The organism is Rhodococcus jostii NBRC 16295, from assembly GCF_001894825.1.
In the GTDB taxonomy this organism is placed as follows: domain Bacteria; phylum Actinomycetota; class Actinomycetes; order Mycobacteriales; family Mycobacteriaceae; genus Rhodococcus_F; species Rhodococcus_F jostii.
Genome location: NZ_BCWY01000059.1, coordinates 44,020 through 63,405, shown reverse-complemented (window position 1 = coordinate 63,405; position 19,386 = coordinate 44,020). Strand labels below are relative to the sequence as shown.

Annotated in this window: 19 protein-coding genes; 7 read left to right on the top strand and 12 right to left on the bottom strand. The window is 66.8% G+C overall.

Annotated elements, in window-relative coordinates:
- Positions 1-2 precede the first annotated feature (2 nt).
- From RJ1_RS30370 to RJ1_RS30350, 5 genes are all read right to left on the bottom strand, one after another.
- Entirely contained in the window at positions 3-1,625 is a 1,623-nt protein-coding gene (locus RJ1_RS30370; RefSeq protein WP_073366218.1) for an acyl-CoA carboxylase subunit beta, read from the bottom strand.
- Positions 1,626-1,792: 167 nt separating this feature from the next.
- Positions 1,793-2,182: a DUF5313 family protein gene (locus tag RJ1_RS30365; protein ID WP_073366217.1), complete on the bottom strand. Its 390-nt coding sequence runs from the start codon at positions 2,180-2,182 to the stop codon at positions 1,793-1,795.
- A gap of 107 nt (positions 2,183-2,289) precedes the next feature.
- Positions 2,290-3,051, bottom strand: a complete 762-nt coding sequence (locus tag RJ1_RS30360; RefSeq protein ID WP_073366216.1) for a MerR family transcriptional regulator — start codon at positions 3,049-3,051, stop codon at positions 2,290-2,292.
- A gap of 39 nt (positions 3,052-3,090) precedes the next feature.
- Positions 3,091-4,944, bottom strand: coding sequence for an AMP-dependent synthetase/ligase (locus RJ1_RS30355; RefSeq protein WP_073366215.1), 1,854 nt, complete (start codon positions 4,942-4,944; stop codon positions 3,091-3,093).
- A 50-nt stretch (positions 4,945-4,994) separates the two neighbouring features.
- Positions 4,995-6,305: an MFS transporter gene (locus RJ1_RS30350; RefSeq protein WP_073366214.1), complete on the bottom strand. Its 1,311-nt coding sequence runs from the start codon at positions 6,303-6,305 to the stop codon at positions 4,995-4,997.
- Between the two features lie 71 nt (positions 6,306-6,376).
- On the opposite strand from RJ1_RS30350, the gene RJ1_RS30345 reads away from it, so the two are divergent.
- On the top strand, positions 6,377-7,360 hold the full coding sequence (locus tag RJ1_RS30345; protein ID WP_073366213.1) for a GlxA family transcriptional regulator: 984 nt from the start codon (positions 6,377-6,379) through the stop codon (positions 7,358-7,360).
- A gap of 24 nt (positions 7,361-7,384) precedes the next feature.
- Here RJ1_RS30345 and RJ1_RS30340 read toward each other — a convergent pair whose 3' ends face one another.
- From RJ1_RS30340 to RJ1_RS30320, 5 genes are read right to left on the bottom strand one after another with little or no spacing between them, the layout of a single operon-like run.
- Positions 7,385-7,597 (bottom strand): hypothetical protein, encoded by a 213-nt coding sequence (locus RJ1_RS30340; RefSeq protein WP_073366212.1) that lies wholly within the window; start codon positions 7,595-7,597, stop codon positions 7,385-7,387.
- A 27-nt stretch (positions 7,598-7,624) separates the two neighbouring features.
- Positions 7,625-9,340, bottom strand: a complete 1,716-nt coding sequence (locus RJ1_RS30335; RefSeq protein WP_073366211.1) for a SulP family inorganic anion transporter — start codon at positions 9,338-9,340, stop codon at positions 7,625-7,627.
- Positions 9,341-9,350: 10 nt separating this feature from the next.
- Positions 9,351-12,104, bottom strand: a complete 2,754-nt coding sequence (locus RJ1_RS30330) for a cation-translocating P-type ATPase (RefSeq protein ID WP_073366210.1) — start codon at positions 12,102-12,104, stop codon at positions 9,351-9,353.
- Positions 12,105-12,132: 28 nt separating this feature from the next.
- Complete coding sequence (ppk2, locus tag RJ1_RS30325; protein ID WP_073366209.1) at positions 12,133-12,975, bottom strand: polyphosphate kinase 2; 843 nt, start codon at positions 12,973-12,975, stop codon at positions 12,133-12,135.
- A 25-nt stretch (positions 12,976-13,000) separates the two neighbouring features.
- Entirely contained in the window at positions 13,001-13,399 is a 399-nt protein-coding gene (locus tag RJ1_RS30320; RefSeq protein ID WP_073366208.1) for a DUF7144 family membrane protein, read from the bottom strand.
- A 217-nt stretch (positions 13,400-13,616) separates the two neighbouring features.
- On the opposite strand from RJ1_RS30320, the gene RJ1_RS30315 reads away from it, so the two are divergent.
- The 4 genes from RJ1_RS30315 to RJ1_RS30300 all read left to right on the top strand — a co-directional run bounded on the left by RJ1_RS30315 (position 13,617) and on the right by RJ1_RS30300 (position 15,108).
- On the top strand, positions 13,617-13,841 hold the full coding sequence (locus RJ1_RS30315) for a three-helix bundle dimerization domain-containing protein (protein WP_073366207.1): 225 nt from the start codon (positions 13,617-13,619) through the stop codon (positions 13,839-13,841).
- Between the two features lie 79 nt (positions 13,842-13,920).
- Positions 13,921-14,373: a DUF6325 family protein gene (locus tag RJ1_RS30310; protein ID WP_073366206.1), complete on the top strand. Its 453-nt coding sequence runs from the start codon at positions 13,921-13,923 to the stop codon at positions 14,371-14,373.
- Between the two features lie 33 nt (positions 14,374-14,406).
- Positions 14,407-14,700: an SHOCT domain-containing protein gene (locus RJ1_RS30305; protein WP_073366205.1), complete on the top strand. Its 294-nt coding sequence runs from the start codon at positions 14,407-14,409 to the stop codon at positions 14,698-14,700.
- A gap of 30 nt (positions 14,701-14,730) precedes the next feature.
- Positions 14,731-15,108, top strand: coding sequence for an SHOCT domain-containing protein (locus tag RJ1_RS30300; protein ID WP_073366204.1), 378 nt, complete (start codon positions 14,731-14,733; stop codon positions 15,106-15,108).
- Here RJ1_RS30300 and RJ1_RS30295 read toward each other — a convergent pair.
- Both RJ1_RS30295 and RJ1_RS30290 read right to left on the bottom strand, forming a co-directional pair.
- Positions 15,086-16,498 (bottom strand): hypothetical protein, encoded by a 1,413-nt coding sequence (locus tag RJ1_RS30295; protein ID WP_073366203.1) that lies wholly within the window; start codon positions 16,496-16,498, stop codon positions 15,086-15,088. The genes RJ1_RS30300 and RJ1_RS30295 overlap by 23 nt on opposite strands.
- Before the next feature lie 6 nt (positions 16,499-16,504).
- Positions 16,505-16,903: a DUF7144 family membrane protein gene (locus RJ1_RS30290; RefSeq protein WP_073366202.1), complete on the bottom strand. Its 399-nt coding sequence runs from the start codon at positions 16,901-16,903 to the stop codon at positions 16,505-16,507.
- A gap of 208 nt (positions 16,904-17,111) precedes the next feature.
- Between RJ1_RS30290 and RJ1_RS30285 the strand changes: the two genes are divergently transcribed.
- Both RJ1_RS30285 and RJ1_RS30280 read left to right on the top strand, forming a co-directional pair.
- On the top strand, positions 17,112-17,519 hold the full coding sequence (locus RJ1_RS30285) for a DUF7144 family membrane protein (RefSeq protein ID WP_073366225.1): 408 nt from the start codon (positions 17,112-17,114) through the stop codon (positions 17,517-17,519).
- 151 nt (positions 17,520-17,670) lie between these two features.
- The gene (locus RJ1_RS30280) at positions 17,671-19,386 is read left to right on the top strand and encodes an alpha/beta hydrolase (RefSeq protein ID WP_073366201.1); all 1,716 of its coding nucleotides are present in this window, start codon (positions 17,671-17,673) and stop codon (positions 19,384-19,386) included.

Sequence of the window (19,386 nt, the reverse complement as noted above, 5' to 3'; positions counted from 1 at the left end):
GCTCATAGCGGGATGTTCCCATGCTTCTTGGGCGGGAGGGTGACCATTTTGCGTTCGAGTAGGCGCAGGGCGGCCACGATCTGTCCGCGGGTGTGGGACGGGGGGATGACGGCGTCGACGTAGCCGCGTTCGGCGGCGACGTAGGGGTTGACGAGGGTGTCTTCGTATTCCTGCTGCAGTTGCAGGCGGAGGGCGTCGACGTCGTCGCCGTTCTTGGCGGCCTCGAGGAGGCGTTTGCGGTAGACGAATCCGACGGCGCCGCTCGCGCCCATGACGGCGATCTGGGCGGTGGGCCAGGCCAGGTTGACGTCGGCGCCCATGTGCTTGGAGCCCATCACGTCGTAGGCGCCGCCGTAGGCCTTGCGGGTGATGACGGTGATCTTCCCGACGGTGGCCTCGCCGTAGGCGTAGAGCAGTTTCGCGCCGCGGCGGATGATGCCGTTGTATTCCTGGTCGGTGCCGGGCAGGAAGCCGGGGACGTCGACGAGGGTGATGATGGGGACGTTGAACGCGTCGCAGGTGCGCACGAAGCGGGCGGCTTTTTCGGAGGCGTCGATGTCGAGGCAGCCGGCGAAGACGGTGGGCTGGTTGGCGACGATGCCCACACTGCGGCCGTCGACGCGGCCGAAGCCGACGACGATGTTGCCGGCGCGTTCGGCCTGGACCTCGAGGAATTCGTCGTCGTCGAGGATGCGGCGGATGACCTCGTGCATGTCGTAGGGCTGGTTCGCCGAGTCCGGGATGAGGGTGTCGAGTTCGAGGTCCTCGGCGGTCAGGGAGTCTTCGATGCCGCCGGTGATCGGGTCGGTGGGGATCATCCGGGGGGCGGCGGCCTGGTTGTTGGACGGCAGGTAGGACAGCAGGTCCTTGACGTAGTCCAGGGCGTCCTGTTCGCCGGAGGCGACGTAGTGGGCGACGCCGGACTTGACCATGTGGGTGTGCGCGCCACCCAAATCTTCCATGGTGACGTCTTCGCCGGTGACGGTCTTGATGACGTCGGGGCCGGTGACGAACATCTGGGAGGTCTGGTCGACCATGACGACGAAGTCGGTGAGGGCGGGGGAGTAGACGTGCCCGCCGGCGGCGGGGCCCATGATCAGGGAGATCTGCGGGATGACGCCGGAGGCCTGGACGTTGCGGTGGAAGATTTCGCCGTACAGGCCGAGGGAGACGACGCCTTCCTGGATGCGGGCGCCGGCGCCTTCGTTGATGCCGATCAGGGGGCGGCCGGTCTTGAGGGCGAGGTCCATGACCTTGACGATTTTTTCGCCGTAGATTTCGCCCAACGAGCCGCCGAAGACGGTGGCGTCCTGGGAGAACACGCACACGTCGCGGCCGTCGATGGTGCCGTAGCCGGTGACGACGCCGTCGCCGACGGGGCGGTTGTCGGCGAGGCCGAAGTTCACGCTGCGGTGCCGGGCGAGGGCGTCGAGTTCGACGAAGCTGCCGTCGTCCAATAACGCGGTGATGCGTTCGCGGGCGGTGAGCTTGCCCTTGGCGTGCACCTTCTCGACCGCGGCTTCACCGCTCGGGTGCTGCGCCTCGGCCTGACGATTACGCAGGTCGGCGAGCTTTCCCGCCGTCGTGTGAATATCGGGCGTGACCGCCGAATCTGTGACTGTCATCTATGACTGCTCTTCCCGTCGAGGCTGTCGGAACCTGCGCTGGACCCTCTGGGTACGCGGTTCGTGGGATTACCCACTCGGACGTCGCCACTTTAACGCATTACTTATCGATCGTTCACGTGCGCTGTGTCACTCTCGGCTCTGCCGTGTGATGCATCACGCTGCGGCTACCGCTCCTCGGTGCGGCCGTGACGTCGCTCGTAGTCCTCGCGGGTGCGGTCTGCGCGGCGCTGCGCCTTCTCGCCCACGAGGTCGGGATCGAGGCCGTGGCTGAGTAGGCGATGGCGACGGTAGATGTTCATCAGCGCGACCGCAAAGTAGAGCAGGGGGAGCAGGAGGAGGGCCATCATCGCCAGCGGAATCCAGATCGGACCGGGGATGAGGAGGAACAACGCCAGGACCGCGACGACGGGCAGCATGAATCGGAGGACGTACCGCACCGAGGCGCCCGGGCCGACCAGGTCGTTGCGGACCCAGTCCTGCATCGAATCCGGCAGCGTGCGCCCGAACAGGTACCCGACGTACTGACTGGGGCTGGGACGCTGCGAATCGGACATGGGTTCAGGATAGTGCCGCACCGAGATCGAGCAGTGCCGGCCGGACCTCCACGCGGTGTGGATGGTGAAGCCCGACCGGCACCCGTCCCGACTCCGTGTTCAACTGCTCACTGCTGCTCCGCATTTGCGACGATGACGTCCCGGACGTACTGCGCCAGACCGGGGGCGACGTCGTCGTAGTGCCGTCGGAAGCGGTCGTCGGCGAGGTACATCTCGGCGAGGTTCACCTGCATCGCGTGATCGCAGTCGTAGAACCGTTCGATGCCGGCGCGGTGTTCCTCGGCGAGCGCGTTGGCCCGCTCGGTTCCGGGTTCGACGCCGTCGGCCATCGCCTGCGCGAGTGAGGCCTCGAATGCGTCTCCCTCGGCCTTGATTCGCTTCCAGTCCTCCTTGTTCATCTTCGCGGAGCGCCGCTGCGACTGCTTCCACGCGTCGGTGTCGCCCCACCGTTCTTCCGCCTCGGCGGCGTACTCCTCGCCCGGCCAGTTGTCGCCGAAGATTTCGTTCTGCTCTTCGGGGGTGAGCTGAATGCCCATGGTTTTCGCCTCCATCATCTTCTCCACGGCAGCAGCCATCTCGTGTAAGCGATCGATCCGTTCGCTCAGCAACGCGTGCTGGCGGCGTAGATGCGCGAGGGCGTCCACGTCCGGGTCGTCGAGGAGGGCTGCGATCTCCTCGAGGGGGAACCCCAGTTCCCGGTACGTCAGTACGCGGTGCAGACGTTCCACGTCGGCATCCGAATAGCTGCGGTACCCACCGGGTGTGCGGTCGGACGGGGTCACCAGACCGATTTCGTCGTAGTGGTGCAGCGTGCGCACGCTCACGCCGACCAGCCTGGCGACCACACCTACCGTGTGTTTCTCGCTCACGACCTCTACCGTGCAGCCTGACGTCGCGTGAGGGTCAACTCAGTTGTAGAGGTTTTCGAGTTCGTCGGAGAAGTTGGTCATCACGACCTTGCGCTTGAGTTTCATGCTCGGGGTGATCTCGCCGTTCTCGACGGTGAGTTCCCGTTCGAGGATCTGGAATTTCTTCACCTGCTCCCACCGGTTCAGTCCGGCGTTGAGTTCCTCGACGTAGCCGCCGATGAGGTTGCGGGTCTCCTGCGCGTTCGCGATCTCGGCGAGCGATTTGCCGCCCAGGTCGTGTTGTTTCGCCCAATCGCCGATGGATTCGGCGTCGAGGGAGATCAGGGCGACGCAGTAGGACTTGCCTTCGCCGTCGACGATGATCTCGCCGACGTAGGGGCAGATGCCCTTGAACGTGGCGGCCAGCGCGGACGGTGCCACGTATTTGCCGTTGGACGTCTTGAACATGTCCTTCTTGCGGTCGGTGATCCGCAGGTAGCCCTTGTCGTCGATCTCGCCGATGTCGCCGGTGTGGAACCAGCCGTCGTCGGTGAGTGCTTCGGCGGTGGCGTCGGCGTTCTCGTGGTACCCGCTCATGACACCGGGACCCTTGATGAGGATTTCGCCGTCCTCGGCGATCCGGCTCTCGGTGCCGGGGATGGGCCAGCCGACGCTGCCGAACTGGTACGCCGACGGCCGGTTGACGAACGACGCGGCGCTGGTCTCGGACAGTCCGTAGCCCTCGAGGACGACGATGCCGACGGCGTCGAACCATTGCGCGACATCACGATTGAGCGCCGCGGAGCCGGAGATGAAGAACTTCAGGCGGCCACCGAACCGTTCGCGAATCGTGCTGTACACCAACCGATCCGCGACGGCGTGCTGGACGGAGTCGAGCAGCGACGGGCCCTTGCCCGCCTGCTTGGCCTTCGACACCCGCAGCCCGACGCCGATGGCCCAGTCGAAGATCTTCTCCTTCGGTCCGCCCTCCTCCCGCACGGTGGACAGGATGCGTGCGTACGCCTTCTCGAAGATGCGGGGGGCCGCGCCCATGAACGTGGGTTTGACCACCGCGAGGTTCTCGACGATCTTGTCGACGCGCCCGTCGACCGCGGTCGCGAAACCGATCTGCAGCGGCAGGGTGAGCAGGACCTTCCCGAACACGTGCGACAGCGGGAGCCACAGATATTGCAGGTCGTCGGCGTCGAGGATGCCGGTGGCGTCGATCGCGGCCGCCTCGTACGTCCACGCGGAGTGCGACAGTCGCACGCCTTTCGGCCTGCCGGTGGTGCCCGACGTGTAGATCAGGGTGGCGAGGTCGTCGGGGGCGATCGCCTCGATCCGGTCGTGCACGGCGTCGGGTGTCTCGGCCAGCAGTTCCTCGCCGAGGTCGTGGAGCTGCTGGACGGTGATCACCCAGTCGTCGCCGTCTCCGGGACTGCCGTCGATCAGGACGACCTTCTCCACGTCGGAGAGGTCGCCGCGGTTGTCGCGGAGCTTGGCGAGCTGCGCGTCGTCCTCGGCGAAGACGACGCGGCTGCCGGAGTTGGCGACGATGTAGGCGACGTCGCCGGCCGTGGTGGTGGGGTACACCGTGGTGGTTGCCGCGCCGGCGCACATCACGGCGAGGTCGGCAAGCACCCACTCGTAGCGGGTGGCGGACGCCAGCGCCACACGTTGCTCGGCCTGCACGCCGAGGACGATGAGACCGGCCGCGAGGTTGCGCACCCGGTCGCCCGCCTCGGACCAGGTGACGCTCGTCCACGTGGTCGGGTTCTGTGCGTCGACGTATCGGAATGCTTCGCGGTTCGGGGAGTGTGCCACCCGATCTACGAACAGTGCGGCTACCGACGGAGCCCGATTCTCGATCTTGGAGCGGTCAATGACCTCGTCCGACGCGCGCTGAGCTGCCATGTATCGATCTTAGGAACCGGGGCGGCCCGGGGGAGTGGTTTCGGCGCAGGTCAACCGATCGCGGCCGCCACCTTTCGGGGCTTCGCGACGATGGCCAGCGACATCACGGCGGCGATCGCGCACAGCCCACCCGCGACGTAGAACGCGGCGTCGTAGCCGCCGAATCGGTCGCGGACGAGTCCGGCGAGGAAGGCCACCGCACCGGCCCCGATCTGGTGGGACGCCAGCACCCAACCGAACACGATGGGGGCGTCGGCGCCGAAGTGCTTGCGGCACAACGCGACCGTCGGGGGAACGGTGGCCACCCAGTCGAGGCCGTAGAAGATGATGAACGCGATCATCGGGGGGTGCACGGTGTTCGCGAACAGGATCGGCAGCAGCATGAGTGAGATCCCGCGCAGCAGGTAATAAGTGCCGAGGAGTTTGCGTGAATCGAACCGGTCGGTGAACCACCCGGACGCGATGGTGCCGATCACGTCGAAGATCCCGATCACCGCCAGCAGGCTCGCCGCTGCCGTCACCGGCATGCCGTGGTCGTGTGCGGCGGGGACGAAGTGGGTGCCGACGAGCCCGTTGGTGCTCGCCCCGCAGATCGCGAAGGTGCCGGCCAGCAACCAGAACACCCGCGTCCGCGCCGCCGAGAGCAGCACCGTGACGGCCCGGCCGGCGGCGCCGCCACGCCCGGTCGGCGCGGGTGGTTCCGCGACGTAGTCGGGTCCGGCGCCGTACGGGACCGTCCCGACGTCCGACGGACGGTTGCGCAGGAACACGAGCACCAGCGGCACGACGGCGAGCGCCGCGAACGACACGGTCAGTGCCACGGTCTGCCAGTCGTAGTGCTCGGCGACCATCGCGAGGATCGGCAGGAACACCAGCTGTCCGGCGGCGCTGCCGGCGGTGAGGATGCCGGTGACGAGGCCGCGGCGCGCGACGAACCAGCGGTCGACGACGGTGGCCACGAACGCGAGCGCCATCGACCCGGTGCCCAGCCCGACGAGCACGCCCCACAGCAGCACCAGTTGCCAGGTGGCCGTCATGAAGACGGTCAGTCCGCTGCCGGCGGACACCAGAATCAGCGCTGCCGTGACCACCCGCCGCATGCCGAAGCGTTCCATCAGTGCCGCCGCGAACGGGGACGTCAACCCGTACAGCACCAGGTTGATGGACACGGCCGACGAGATGCTCGCCCGCGACCAGCCGAAGTCCTCGTGCAGGGGGTCGATCAGAATCGAGGGTGCCGCCCGGAAGCTGGCGGCCCCCACGAGGGCGAGGAACGCGACGGCCGCGACGAGCCAGGCGTAGTGCAGGCGGGGCGGTGCCGCTTGGGCAGGGGGTGCCGGGGGCGCGATGTCGGACGTCACGACGGTAAGTCTGCGGTACGGCGTCCCGCCGGAACAGTTGCCAGAATGACAACATGTGAAAGAATCTGGCCATGGTGGAACCGCATCGGGTGGTCGTGCTCGCGCTGGACGGTGTGATCCCGTTCGAACTCGGCATCCCCTCGCGCGTCTTCGGCCGCGCCCACGACGCCGCCGGACAACCGTTCTACGAGGTGCTGACGTGTACCGCCGACGGACGGCCGGTGCGTTCGGACGCCGACTTCTCGGTGACGGTCGACCACGGCCCCGAACTCCTCGCCACCGCCGACACCGTGGTGATCCCCGCGTCGTACGAACTCGGCCCGGCCTACGACGAAGGCCATCTGCCCCCGAACCTCGAGGCGGCGCTCGCGTTCGTCCGGCCCGGCACCCGGTACGTCTCGATCTGCACCGGCTCGTACGTCCTCGCCGCGGCGGGGCTGCTCGACGGCAAGCGCGCCACCACCCACTGGCGCAACACCGAACACTTCCAGCGCACGTACCCGCAGGTCCGGGTCGACCCCGACGTGCTGTTCGTCGACGAGGGGCACATCCTCACCTCGGCCGGGGTCGCCGCCGGTCTCGACCTTTGCCTGCACATCGTGCGCCGCGACCACGGGTCGGACGTCGCCAACCAGGTGGCGCGCCGATGCGTCGTCCCGCCGTGGCGCGACGGCGGGCAGGCCCAGTACATCGAACGGCCGATGCCGGAGTCCACGTCGGAGTCGACCGCGGCGACCCGCGAGTGGGCGCTGCAGCGCCTCGGCGAACCGCTGGCGCTGAACCGGCTTGCGGCGCACGCGAACATGAGCGTGCGGACGTTCACGCGGCGTTTCGGCGAGGAGGTCGGGACCACCCCCAACCGCTGGATCGTCACCCGGCGCGTGGACCGCGCCCGACAGCTGCTCGAGACGACGGACCTGTCCGTCGACGCCGTCGCCCGCGAAGTCGGATTCGGAACCGGTACGTCCCTGCGGCAGCACATGGGCGCGGTGCTGGGTGTGCCGCCTTCGGCGTATCGCAGGACCTTTCGGGGCCAGACGGTTCGGGCGGTCTGAGCGTCGCGCGAGTTACGCGTACCTCTACCGCTCCGCCATGTCGTCGCTCTTCAGGATCACGTAGATCAGCGCCGACAGGAAGGGGACGAGGAGCAGGAAACACACCCAGAACGCCTTCATCCACCCCGACGTCCCGTCGTCTCGGAACAGGTCGGCGCTGAGCGCGAACAGCAGCAGGAGATAGGCAAGGAACGCGAGAGCGATGACTCCGAGCCAGAAGATCGTCCAGAAGTCCATGCGTCGTGTCCCGTCCTGTGGTCGATGTCAGTCGTCGGCCGGATCGCCGCTGTGATCGGCTCGGTTGTGGAATGCGTCCACGGCGGCGTCGATGGTCGGAAAGAAGTGCGTCGCGTCGAACCTGTCGCCCACCCCGAACCGGATGAGCCGATCCTTGATCGGACCCTTCATCTCCGCGAACGCCAACCGGATCCCGTTACCTTCGAGATACGTGTCGAGGTCGACGAGTTCGTCGACGGCTGTGGTGTCGAGTCCGGTGATCGGCTCGGCGGCGACGATCACCCACTCGACCGGGGTCGGCGCCGACGCCACCACCGAGCGCACGTACTCGTCGAAGATCTCGCCGTTCGCGAAGAAGAGGGGCGCGTCGAAGCGCACCAGCACCAGTCCGGGGATGCGGTGCCCGCCGGGGTGGCGTTCGACGTCGTGGAAGCCGGGACGATCCTCGGTCCGGACGAGTTCGGTGCGGTACGGCTGCCACGCCTGGGCGACCACCGCGACGAACGACAGCCCGATCGCGACGAGGATGCCCTGCAGCACTCCCACCAGGGCGACGCCGAGGAATGCGGCGACGGCGAGCCCGAATTCGACGGTGCTCATCCGCCACATCCGGACCATTCCACCCACGTCGACCAGCGCCGTGGCGGCCACGATCACCACGGCGCCCAGCGTCGCGTCGGGAAGGTAGGTGGTGACCCCGGGAGCGACGAGGACGAAGATCAGCACGGCGAGCGCTCCGACCACGCACGCGAGTTGGGTGCGGGCGCCGCTCTGTTCGGCCACCGGGGTTCGTGACCCGCTGGCCGAGATGGGGAACCCGCCGAACAGTCCGCCGGCGATGTTGGCCACGCCGACGCCCTTCATCTCCGTGCTGCCGTTGACGTTCTCGCCGTGCCGGGCGGCGAACGTGCGGGAGAGCACGCCCGTGTCGGCGAATGCGATGAGGGCGATACCGGCCGCGGGTCCGACGAGGCGTCCCACGTCCCCCCAGTTCACACCGCCGAACGACGGCAGTGGCAGGCCGGCGGGCAGGGCGCCGACCATTCCGATGTCGTCGGTGAGTCCCAGTGCGGCAGACAGGACGATCGCCCCGACCACGGCCACGAGCACGCCGGGGATGCGGGGCAGCCAGAGGCGGAACCCGACTATGACGGCGAGGGAGCCGATGCCCATTGCGGCGGCGACAGGGTCGATGTCGCCGTGCACCACGGACTGTCCGATCTCTCCGATCTCCCCGATGAGGCCGGACGCGTCGACGGAGAAACCGAGCAGCTTGGGCAGTTGGCCGACCACGACGATGAGCGCGATCGCATTGAGGTAGCCGAGCCGGATGGGCTTCGACAGCAGTTCGGTGACGAAGCCGAGATGCAGAAATCCGCCGACGAGGAGGATGAGGCCGACGAGGACGCCGAGGATTCCGGCGAGGGCCAGCGCGCTCTCCGGGTCGTCGGTCACGGCCAGCGGCAGTACGGCCGCGGCGATCAGCGGGGCCAGCGACGAATCGGGGCCGAGGACGAGGATTTTCGACGGTCCCACCAGCGCGTAGGCGAGCAGCGGGACGATGGTGGCGTAGAGACCGGCGTAGGCGGGCAACCCGGCAGCCTCCGCGTACCCCATCCCCGCGGGAATGAGCAGGGCGGTGAGGACGAGCCCGGCAACGATGTCGGGACGTAGCCACTCCCGGCGGTACGCCCGGGCCGTCGCGATGCCGGGCAACTGCGCGAGGCTCCCTGTCCAGGTCATGGTCCGGGCCTCAGCGTGCGCGTTGCGGGTCGACCGCGACGGTGGCGGGAATCGGTGTGCTCGGTGGCGCGTGCCGCCGGCGGCGCAGCGCCTTCTCCGCTTCGACGACGATCGGAATGATCAGCGACCAGCCGAGGCAGGCGAGCCACTGGCCGCCGGTCAGCGACGTCGTCATGAGGAGGTCCTGGAGGAAGCCGATCTCGACGGCGAACACGGTGACCACGACCGGGACGGACAGGATCTTCAGCGCGGTGAGGATCGGTGCGGTGAGGCCGGATTCGGGGTCGCGCCGCATGACGAGGCCGGCGAGGATGGACCCGAACGAGAGCACCACGAATGCCGTCGTCATGGGGACGCTCGCATCGGTGGTGCTCATGTCGCCCGGCGCGAGAAGCATCGCGGCGAGTGTGACGGCGAACTGCAGGACGCCGTACGCCAGCCACTGCACGAACGCCGTTCGGTTGGCGATCGGCATCTTGGGGTCGCGCGGCGGTTTGTCCATCAGGTCCGGCGCCGGCGGGTCCATCATGATGACGGCGACCGGGAACAACGTGATGAAGAAATGCTGGAACAGCACCATCAGCGGGGTGAGCGCGACGCCGTCGTTGATGTCGAAGATGCTCGCGACCAGGAACAGCAGAACCAGCGAGAAGAGTTTCGAAATCTGGTACCGGATGTACGACACGATCTTCTCGTAGATGTTGCGGCCCAATCGGATCGCGGTGATCAGGGTTCCGAAGTTGTCGTCGGTGAGGATCATCTTGCCGGCCTGTTTGGTGACCTCGCTGCCCGATCCCATCGCGACGCCGATGTCGGCCTTCTTCAGTGCCGCCGCGTCGTTGACGGCGTCCCCGGTCATCGCCACCACCGCGCCGCTCTTCTGCATGATGCCGGCAAGGCGGAGCTTGTCCTGCGGGGTGACACGGCCGAACACGTGCAGGTTCGGGAGGGCGGCCGCCAGGTCGTCGTCGGTCATCGCCTGCAGTTCGGGCCCGCCGATGGCGCCGGGTCCGAGACCGAGTTCGGCGCCGATCGCGGATGCCGTGATCGCGTGGTCGCCGGTGATCATGCGGACGTCGATGCCTGCTGCATGGGCGGTGCGGACGGCGTCGATCGCCTCCGGCCGAAGCGGGTCGATGATGCCGACCATGCCGACGAACGTCAGGTCCTCGACGAACGACATGGGGTCGGCCGCCACCGCCTCCTCCTGCCCGTCGAGTCGGCGGGCAGCGAACGCCAGTACGCGCAGGCCCTTCTCGGACAGGGCACGGTTCGCTTCGGTCAGTTCCTCCCGCACCTCGTCGAGTGGGACCGTCTGCCGGCCCGGCCGGTACGCGGAACCGCATCGGGCGAGGACCACGTCGGGCCCGCCCTTGACGAGTTCCACGAACTGGGTGTCGCCGTCGACCTGGAGATGGTGGAACGTCGCCATGAACTTGTACGCGGAGTCGAACGGCACCTCGGCGACGCGAGGATAGTTTCGCCGGGTCAGTGGGGCGTCGACGCCGACCTTGGCCGCGAGCACCACCAGCGCGGCCTCGGTCGGATCGCCGACGACATCGCCGCTGTCGGAGACGGTGGCGTCACTGTCGAGGCACAGCCCGTACGCGAGCAGGGTGAAGTCGGGGACGGCCTCGCCCGCGGCGTGGGTGATCCTCCCGGATTTGCTGTAACCCTCGCCGTCGACGGTGTACCACCGGCAATGGAAGTACAGCGACCGCACCGTCATCTGGTTCATCGTCAGCGTGCCGGTCTTGTCCGAGTTGATCGCGCTGGTCGCTCCGAGGGTCTCGACGTCGGTGAGGTTCTTCACGACGGCCTTCGCCTCGGCCAGCTGGCGGGCCCCGAAAGCCAGCATCGCCTGCACGAACGTCGGCAGGCCGGTCGGGATCGCGGACACCCCCATGGAGATGCCCAGCAGCAGAACCGTCGTCAGGCTCTGTCCGCGGATCACTCCGAGGACCACGATGAGGGCGACCGCCGTCCACGCGATGATCCCGAGCACCTTGGTGAGCGAATTCAGTTCGCGCTGAAGCGGAGACTTGCTCGGCGCGACGGCCGACAGCATCGACGCGATCTGGCCCAGCTGGGTGTTCATGCCGGTTTCGGTGACCACCATGGTGGCGGTGCCCCGGGTGACCGAGGTGTTCTGGAAGACCATGTTGCTGCGGTCGCCGAGGGGTACGTCGGCGTCGCCGAGGGTCTGAGGGTCCTTCGGGACCGGTGCGCTCTCACCCGTCAGCGCCGCCTCCTGGGTCTCGAGGGTCGCCGACGTGAGCAGTCGACCGTCGGCGGGGACGACGTCGCCCGCCTCGAGGCGCACTATGTCGCCCGGTACGAGTTCGGTAGCGTCGAACTGGACCAGCGCCCCGTCCCGGGTCACCCGAACCTGCGGTGTCTGCATCTTCGCGAGTGCGTCGACGCTGGCGCGGGCCTTCAGTTCCTGTTGCGTGCCCAGCACGACGTTGAGGACGACGAGTGCCGCGACGATGATCGCCGTCGGCACCTCACCGATGACGACGCTGACGACCGCCACCGCGACCAGCATCAGGTTCATCAGATCCCTCAGCTGTTGCAGTGCGATCGCCCACGTCGAGGGCGCCGGCTCGGAGGCGATCTCGTTGGGACCGTGCCGCCGGCGCCGGTCGTCCGCCTCGCCGGCCGTCAGACCGGACCGCCGGTCGGACACTGTCGCGGCCACGACGGCGTCGGCGTCCTGGGCATGCCAGGCGGTGTGCGCCTGCGAGGGTTCCGTGGAGACCATGGCCGCTCGTCCTTTCCGGCTCGGATCCTCAGTACGGGGTCGGGATCCAGTGCAGTGGTTGCCTCGGCGCCTCGTAGCCGTGACGGCTCTGCCGATCGGGCAAGGTGATGTCGGGGCGTTCGAGCGGTTCGTAGGGAATCTGGCTCAGCAGGTGGCTGATGATGTTGAGCCGACCGCGCTTCTTGTCGTCGTTGACCGCGACGTACCACGGCGCCCAGCCGGTGTCGGTGAAGTGGAACATCTCGTCCCGTGCCCGCGAGTAGTCGTACCAGTGGGTGTACGACTTCACGTCCAGGTCCGACAACTTCCAGGTCTTCCGTGGGTCGTCGATCCGGCTCTGCAGGCGCAATGTCTGCTGCTCCTCGCTCACCTCCAGCCAGTACTTCAGCAGGATGACGCCGGAGTCGACGATCGCGCGTTCGACCGTCGGGACGAGTTGGAGGAAGTTCTGCGCTTCCTCCTCGGTGCAGAAGCCCATCACCCGTTCGACGCCCGCGCGGTTGTACCAACTGCGGTCGAAGATCACGACCTCCCCGCCGGACGGGAGATGCGGCAGGTACCGCTGCACGTACATCTGCGACTTCTCGCGATCCGTCGGGGCGGGCAGGGCGACGACGCGGAACACGCGCGGACTGACCCGCTCGGTGATCGCCTTGATCACGCCGCCCTTCCCTGCGGTGTCGCGACCCTCGAACACGACGCAGATCCTCGCGCCGGACGATTTCACCCACTCCTGCAATGCGACGAGTTCGCCGTGGAGCGGGCGGAGTAGGCGGCGGTACTCCTTGTTCTTCATGGGTGCGGCCGCCTCGGCACCGCCTGGCCGGGACAGGTCGAGCCCGGACTTCTCGTGCTTCGTCTTCTTTCCCACGGTTGCTCCCCGGCCGTCCGAATAATCAGGCCCGGTCGGGTTTCCAGGTCGACACCGCCCAGATCACCACGATGTCGAGCGCGATGATGAGCATCGACCACCAGGGGTAGTACGGCAGCCACAGGAAGTTCGCCAGTATGGAGACGGCCGCGATCACGATCGCGGTCACACGCGCCCATCCTGCTCCGGTGAACAGCGCGAGCCCGGCCCCTGCCACGAGCACACCCAGCACGATGTGAATCCAGCCCCACGTGGTGAGGTCGAATTTGTAGACGTACTCCACCCCCACCACGAACACTTCGTTCTCGGCGACCGCGGCGATTCCTTGGAAGAACTGGATGATGCCGACGGTCACCATGATGATGGCCGCCCCGATCGAGGTGCCTGCCGCGACGCCCTGCTTGACCGACGTTGTCTCGGACATGACCGTCTCCTTACCCTCCAGCGAGCCGGGCGGCCCGGTACCTCCCATTGTCCGCCCGCTCCGCCCGGCTCAGTCGCGAAACCGTGTTTCCTGGCCACCGGCGGATTCTGGACTGATTCCAGGCTCATGTCTACTCGGGACGTCGGCACCGAACCGTGTTGCTCGAGAGGCCGTTTCGTGTCTTGACGGTCGATCGCAGCGGGGCGACTATTAGTCGATGACCGGCGATGACGAATTGCTGCAGGTCGAACAGGTCATCGAGCGCCTGATCACTCGGTACCCGTCCGTCGCCTCCGCGGATGTCGAGCTCACCGTGCGGACCGTGCACAAGCGCCTCGCGGAATGCAGGATCCGTGACTTCGTACCTCTTCTGGTCGAGAAGGCGGCCCGGCGTGACCTTGCCGATCGCACGGCGCCGGCCGCAGATGACGTTGTTCTCTAGCGGTGTCGTCCCCAACGGGTGATACTGGCAACAAGCCACGTGTGGCTGTCGCTGCTGTCTTCAGAAGAGAGGTCCTGCAGTGAACGACACCGATTTCGACGAACTCGGGCCCATCGACTATCTCGTCGTGGAGTTCCCGGCCGACCGGAAACCCGACGGATCGGCGTTGCCGCACCTGATCGACCTGGTCGAACGAGGCATCATCCGGGTGCTCGATCTGGTCTTCGTTCGCAAGGAATCCGACGGATCGCTGGCCGGTATCGCCGTCGAGGACGTCGGCTTCGAAGGCCGTGTGGACGTGACGCTGTTCGCCGAGGCGGCGACGGGTCTGATCGACAGAACCGACCTCGAGGAGGCGGCCTCCGTCCTCGAACCGGGTTGTTCCGGAGCGATCCTCGTGTACGAGAACTGCTGGGCCGCACCCTTCGCCTCGGCGCTTCGCCGTGAGGGCGCCCAGCTCGTGGCGTCCGGGCGCATCCCCGTCCAGGGCATTCTCGCGGCGCTCGACGCGCTCGACGCCGCCACCGGCTGACACATCGCCCATTCGAGATCTGAGGAGCACATCATGCCAGGACTCCTGCGCGGTATGGCCCGGACTGCCGTCGTGGCAGGCACCGCGACCGCCGTCTCCAACCGGGTGTCGCGGCGGCAAGGTCAGCGGTGGGCGGCGAACCAGCCTGCGCCACAGCAGGAAGCGGCACCTCCTCCTCCTCCACCTCCGCCACCGGCCCAGCCCGCGGCGCCGTCCGGCGGCATGGATCGCATTGCAGCCCTGAAACAACTCGGTGAACTCCGCGATCAGGGAGTGCTCACCGAGGAAGAATTCAGCAGCGAGAAGGCCAGAATCCTGGCCTCCTGACCGCAACACCGAGTGGACGGAGCGCCGACAATGGAAGGCTTCTGGGAATTCTTCTGGTTCATCTTCGTCTGTTTCGCCTTCGTGGCGTACCTGACGGTGCTGTTCTCGATCATCACCGATTTGTTCCGGGACCGCGAGACTTCGGGATGGATGAAGGCGATCTGGATATTCTTCCTGTTCTTCGTCCCCTTCTTGTCGGCCCTGATCTACCTGATCGTCAGGAGCGACGGCATGGCCAAGCGGTCGATGGCCGCCGCCCATCAGGTCAAGCAGGCGCAGGACACCTACATTCGGGACGTCGCCGGACGGTCTCCGGCTCAGCAGATCGCAGATGCCAAGGCGTTGCTCGATTCCGGGGCGATCACCGACGCCGAGTTCCAGGCGATCAAGGCGAAGACACTGGCGTAGTGTCCGTTGGCGTGGTGTCAGCCGGCACAGCGGATTTGCGTGCCGGGCGGATGAGCACTTCGAGCGCCGCGAGCGCCAGCACGGCAACGAGAACGATCCACAACACGACCAGTCCGGTGGGGTAACGCCAGAACATCAGGAGCACCGCCGCGACACCGATGATGCCGCACCGCAGCGGAACTCGGAGCTGGTTGGCCCACCGTTCCACCTCGTTCGGCGGGCGGCCGCTCCCGGACCGCCGGACGAAGTCCAGTGCCTGCCCGTAGCCGCGACGCACGGCCTTCGCGGACGACGAGCCGCCGGTGAGGTAGGCGCCGATCGCGATCACCAGGCCGAGGACCGCCACCGCGCGCAGACTGGTGCGCAGCGGCACGAGGACGGTGTCGATGACCGCTGTCGCCGCATCGGGCGACAGTACGTCGGACGGGACGCTGTCGAGGTAGATCGCGCGTCCGACGAGAATTCCGATCGCGAGGACGAGCATCCCCAGTGCGATCGACAACCCGGCGAGGGCCAGTGCGCGGAGCCTCCGGCCCGAGGGTGCGACGGCGACAGCGGCGGCGGCGCAGGCGATTCCCAGCCACGGCAGGATCGCCGACGCCTTGTCGAGCGCGGCGACGGCCCGCTGCGCCTTCACCAGTTCGGGTGACTGGAACAACACGAATTGTTTGTCCACCGACGGGATCTTGTCCGCGAACGCGAAACCGCGCTCGTTCAGTGCGGCCTTCACCTTGTCGATGACGGTGCCCAGGGAGATGCTGACGGTGCCGCTCTGATCGACTTCGACGGAGCTGAGGCCGTAGTTCCCCGTCATCACCGCGACGAGCGCGTTGTGGGCAGACCGGTTCGCCTGGATCCACAAGTCCTCGAACTGCTGGGACTTCACGAGTGAGCTGACGGTGTCGTGGACGAAGTTCTTTGCCTGGCTGGTGATCACCGGTGCGAGGCCGACCACTGCCTGGTCCAGGCGGGGAGCGTTCGCTGCGAGGTTCGAGACGTCCGTCAGTGCGGTGAGGGCGTCTTTGGTGAGCCCCTCGACATCGACCCGGGTGAAGATCTCGTCGGTGATCTGGTTCGTGATCTCCGCCTGGATGGCGGGATTCTCGGCGAGGGGTGCCACCGTGCTCACGTAGCGATCGGTGTCGAGGATCTGGCTCCTGGTGAAGCGGGCGGTGACCGACGCCATCGCGAGCACCGCGACCAGCACCAGCAGAATCGTCACCGCGGTCCAGCGCAACCCGTTCCGGGGTGGGTGGGACACCGGTTCGGCAGGAATGCCGGCGGCGGCGCCCGCCGCCTGCGTGCGCAGCGTCGCGACTTCGTCGCGCAACCGGAGAAGTTCTGCGCGTTCGTCCTTGCCGAGTGGGGCGGTGTTCGTGCCATCGGTCATCGTCGTTCAGATCTCGTCGGGGTTCCAGGTTGCGACCGCCCAGATGACGACGGCGTTCAGCGCGATGATCGTGATCGCCCACAGCGGGTAGTACGGCAACCACAGGAAGTTGACGAAGATCGACAGGGCGCAGAGCACCATGGCAGCGACTCGGGCCCACGTCGCCCCAGTGAACAGCGCGGCGCCGACGGCGGCGACGATCACACCGAGCACGAGATGGATCCATCCCCAGGTGGTGACGTCGAATTTGTAGGTGTACTCGATGCCGACGACGATCACGTCGTCCTTGGCTATCGCGGAGATCCCCTGAAGGAACTCGAGCACGCCGACGGTGACGAGGAGAACCGCCCCGCCCATGGAAGTTCCCTTTGCCACACCTTGTTTGACCAGCGATTCCTCGGACATGACCGTTCCTCTTTCGTCAAGGTACGAAATGAACTGGCGTAAGTAAGTATCCTCCCGCGGATCACCTCCTGTCAGGAGGATGCCCGGACGTACACATGACGTTCATATATTGACCCGCTCTACGAGGCAGCGGAAACTATCTGCAGGCCAATGTATGTCCGGGAAAGGGTATGTCCGGGAAAAAGGTATGTCCGGGAAAGGGATCGCCATGTCCGATGAGTCGTTGGTCAAACAAGGGGTCGCGGCCGCCACGTCGATGGTGGCAGCGATAGTTTTGCTCACTATCGGAATTCTCCATGTGCTCTCGGGTATCTCCGAGCTCCGGCGGGACGACCTCGTCGTGGCGGGTCCCGAGTACATCTACCAGTTCGACACGACCGCGTGGGGGTGGATTCACCTCGTGCTCGGTGTGATCGTCGCGGCCGTCGGTGCCATGTTGTTCACCGGTGCGACGTGGGCGCGCGTCGGCGCCGTGGTGATCTGCGCTCTCTCCCTCCTTGCCAATTTCCTGTGGCTGCCGCACTACCCGTGGTGGGCGATCGTCATGATCGGGTTGGACGTCTTTGTGATCTGGGCCGTCGCGACGTGGAAGCCGGGCTACGAGGAGGGCATCTAGGACGTCGCTCGCCGGGTGCTCGCCGGGCAGGTCCGACGATCGTGAATTCTCTGTGAATTCGGTGGTTCCCGACTCCTGCCTGACGGAGAATGATGGCCAGCGGACGACACAACCCCTGAGTCCGTCCGTCATGGAGAGGACGCGACGACCCATGGCGACCGATGTGATCGACAGTGCACCCGAACGCGAAATCGGTCCTGCCCGGCCGCCCGGGCATCGGCGCTGGCTGCCCGACCGGTACGCGTTCGGCGGGCTGGTGATCGCCGTGCTGTTCGTGTGGCTGTCGTTGACGCCGACGCTTCTGCCCCGTGGTCCGTTCTTCCAGGGACTCGTCACCGGTGTATCGGCGGCCGTCGGTTACGGCATCGGGTTTCTGGGCTCCAAGTTGGTGCGCTACCTCGTGCGGCGGGAGGCACCGGCACACGTGAAGATCATCGTTCGCCGGGTGGCGATGGTGATCGGTCTCGTCGGGACCGTGGCGATGCTCGTGTGGTTCGGGAACTGGCAGTCTCAGCTGCGGGAGATCATGAGCGCCGCACCGTTCCCGTGGACGGGATATCTGGTGATGGTGATGGTGGGGGTACTGTTCTTCGTCCTGTTCGTTGCGGTCTCCCGGGTGCTGCTGCGAGCGGTGTGGTGGGTCGAACGCAAGATCAGCCGGGTGGTGCCTCGGCGGATCTCGGCGACGGTGATCGGCGTTCTGGTGGTGGCGTTGCTGTTCGCACTCGTCAACGGCGCGGTGGTCCGCGTCGTCATGTCGGGGCTGAACAATTCGTTCGCCGCCGTCAACCAGGAAACCAAGGCCGGTGACGAGCCGCCGACGTCGACTCTGAGTTCAGGCGGTCCGGAGTCGCTGGTCACGTGGGATTCGCTGGGACGGCAGGGCCGCTCTTTCATTTCGCGCGGGCCGGCCGTCGAAGACCTGTCCGCGTTCAACGGTGGACGGCCGGCGCTGGAGCCGGTCCGGACCTACGCCGGACTCGCCAGCGGCGGCGATTCGATCCGCGAGAACGCCCAACTGGCAGCGGACGAACTCGAACGCGCAGGCGGGTTCGACCGCGCGGTGGTGGGCGTAGCGACCACGACCGGCACCGGGTGGATCAACGAGAGTCTCGTCTCTTCGCTGGAATACATGTACAACGGCGACACCGCGATGGTCGGGTTGCAGTACTCGTATCTGCCGAGTTGGCTGTCCTTCCTCGTCGACAAGGAGCGTGCCCACCAGGCCGGGGAGGCGTTGTTCGACGCCGTCTACGACAAGTGGAAGAAACTGCCACCCGAGTCCCGCCCGAAGCTCGTCGTGATGGGCGAGAGCCTCGGCTCCTTCGGTGGCGAAAGCGCATTCGGCAACGTCGACGATGTCGAGGCCCGGACCGACGGTGTGCTGTTCACGGGACCACCCAACGCCAACGAGATCTGGACCGACGTCACCACGAACCGCGATCCGGGCTCGCCCGAATGGCTACCGATCTACGAGGAGGGCGAGACCGTGCGTTTCGGTGCGCGGGCGCCGGAGGACCTGCCGCGCCCCGATGCCCCGTGGGGGCAGCCGCGGATGGTCTATCTGCAGCACCCGTCGGACCCGATCGTCTGGTGGTCGCCGGAGTTGTTGCTGAGTGAACCGGACTGGCTGAAGGAGGAGCGTGGATACGACGTTCTCGACAGCACGCAGTGGTTCCCGTTCGTGACGTTCCTACAGGTGGCGGCCGACATGGCGGTGTCGACGGGCGTCCCCGACGGGCACGGGCACTCGTACGTCGTCGACATCGCCGATGCGTGGAGCGCGATCCTGCCGCCCGACGGCTGGAGTTCGGCCGACAACGACCGCCTGAGGACCGTGCTCGCCGAGATCGGGGCGGACGGCTGA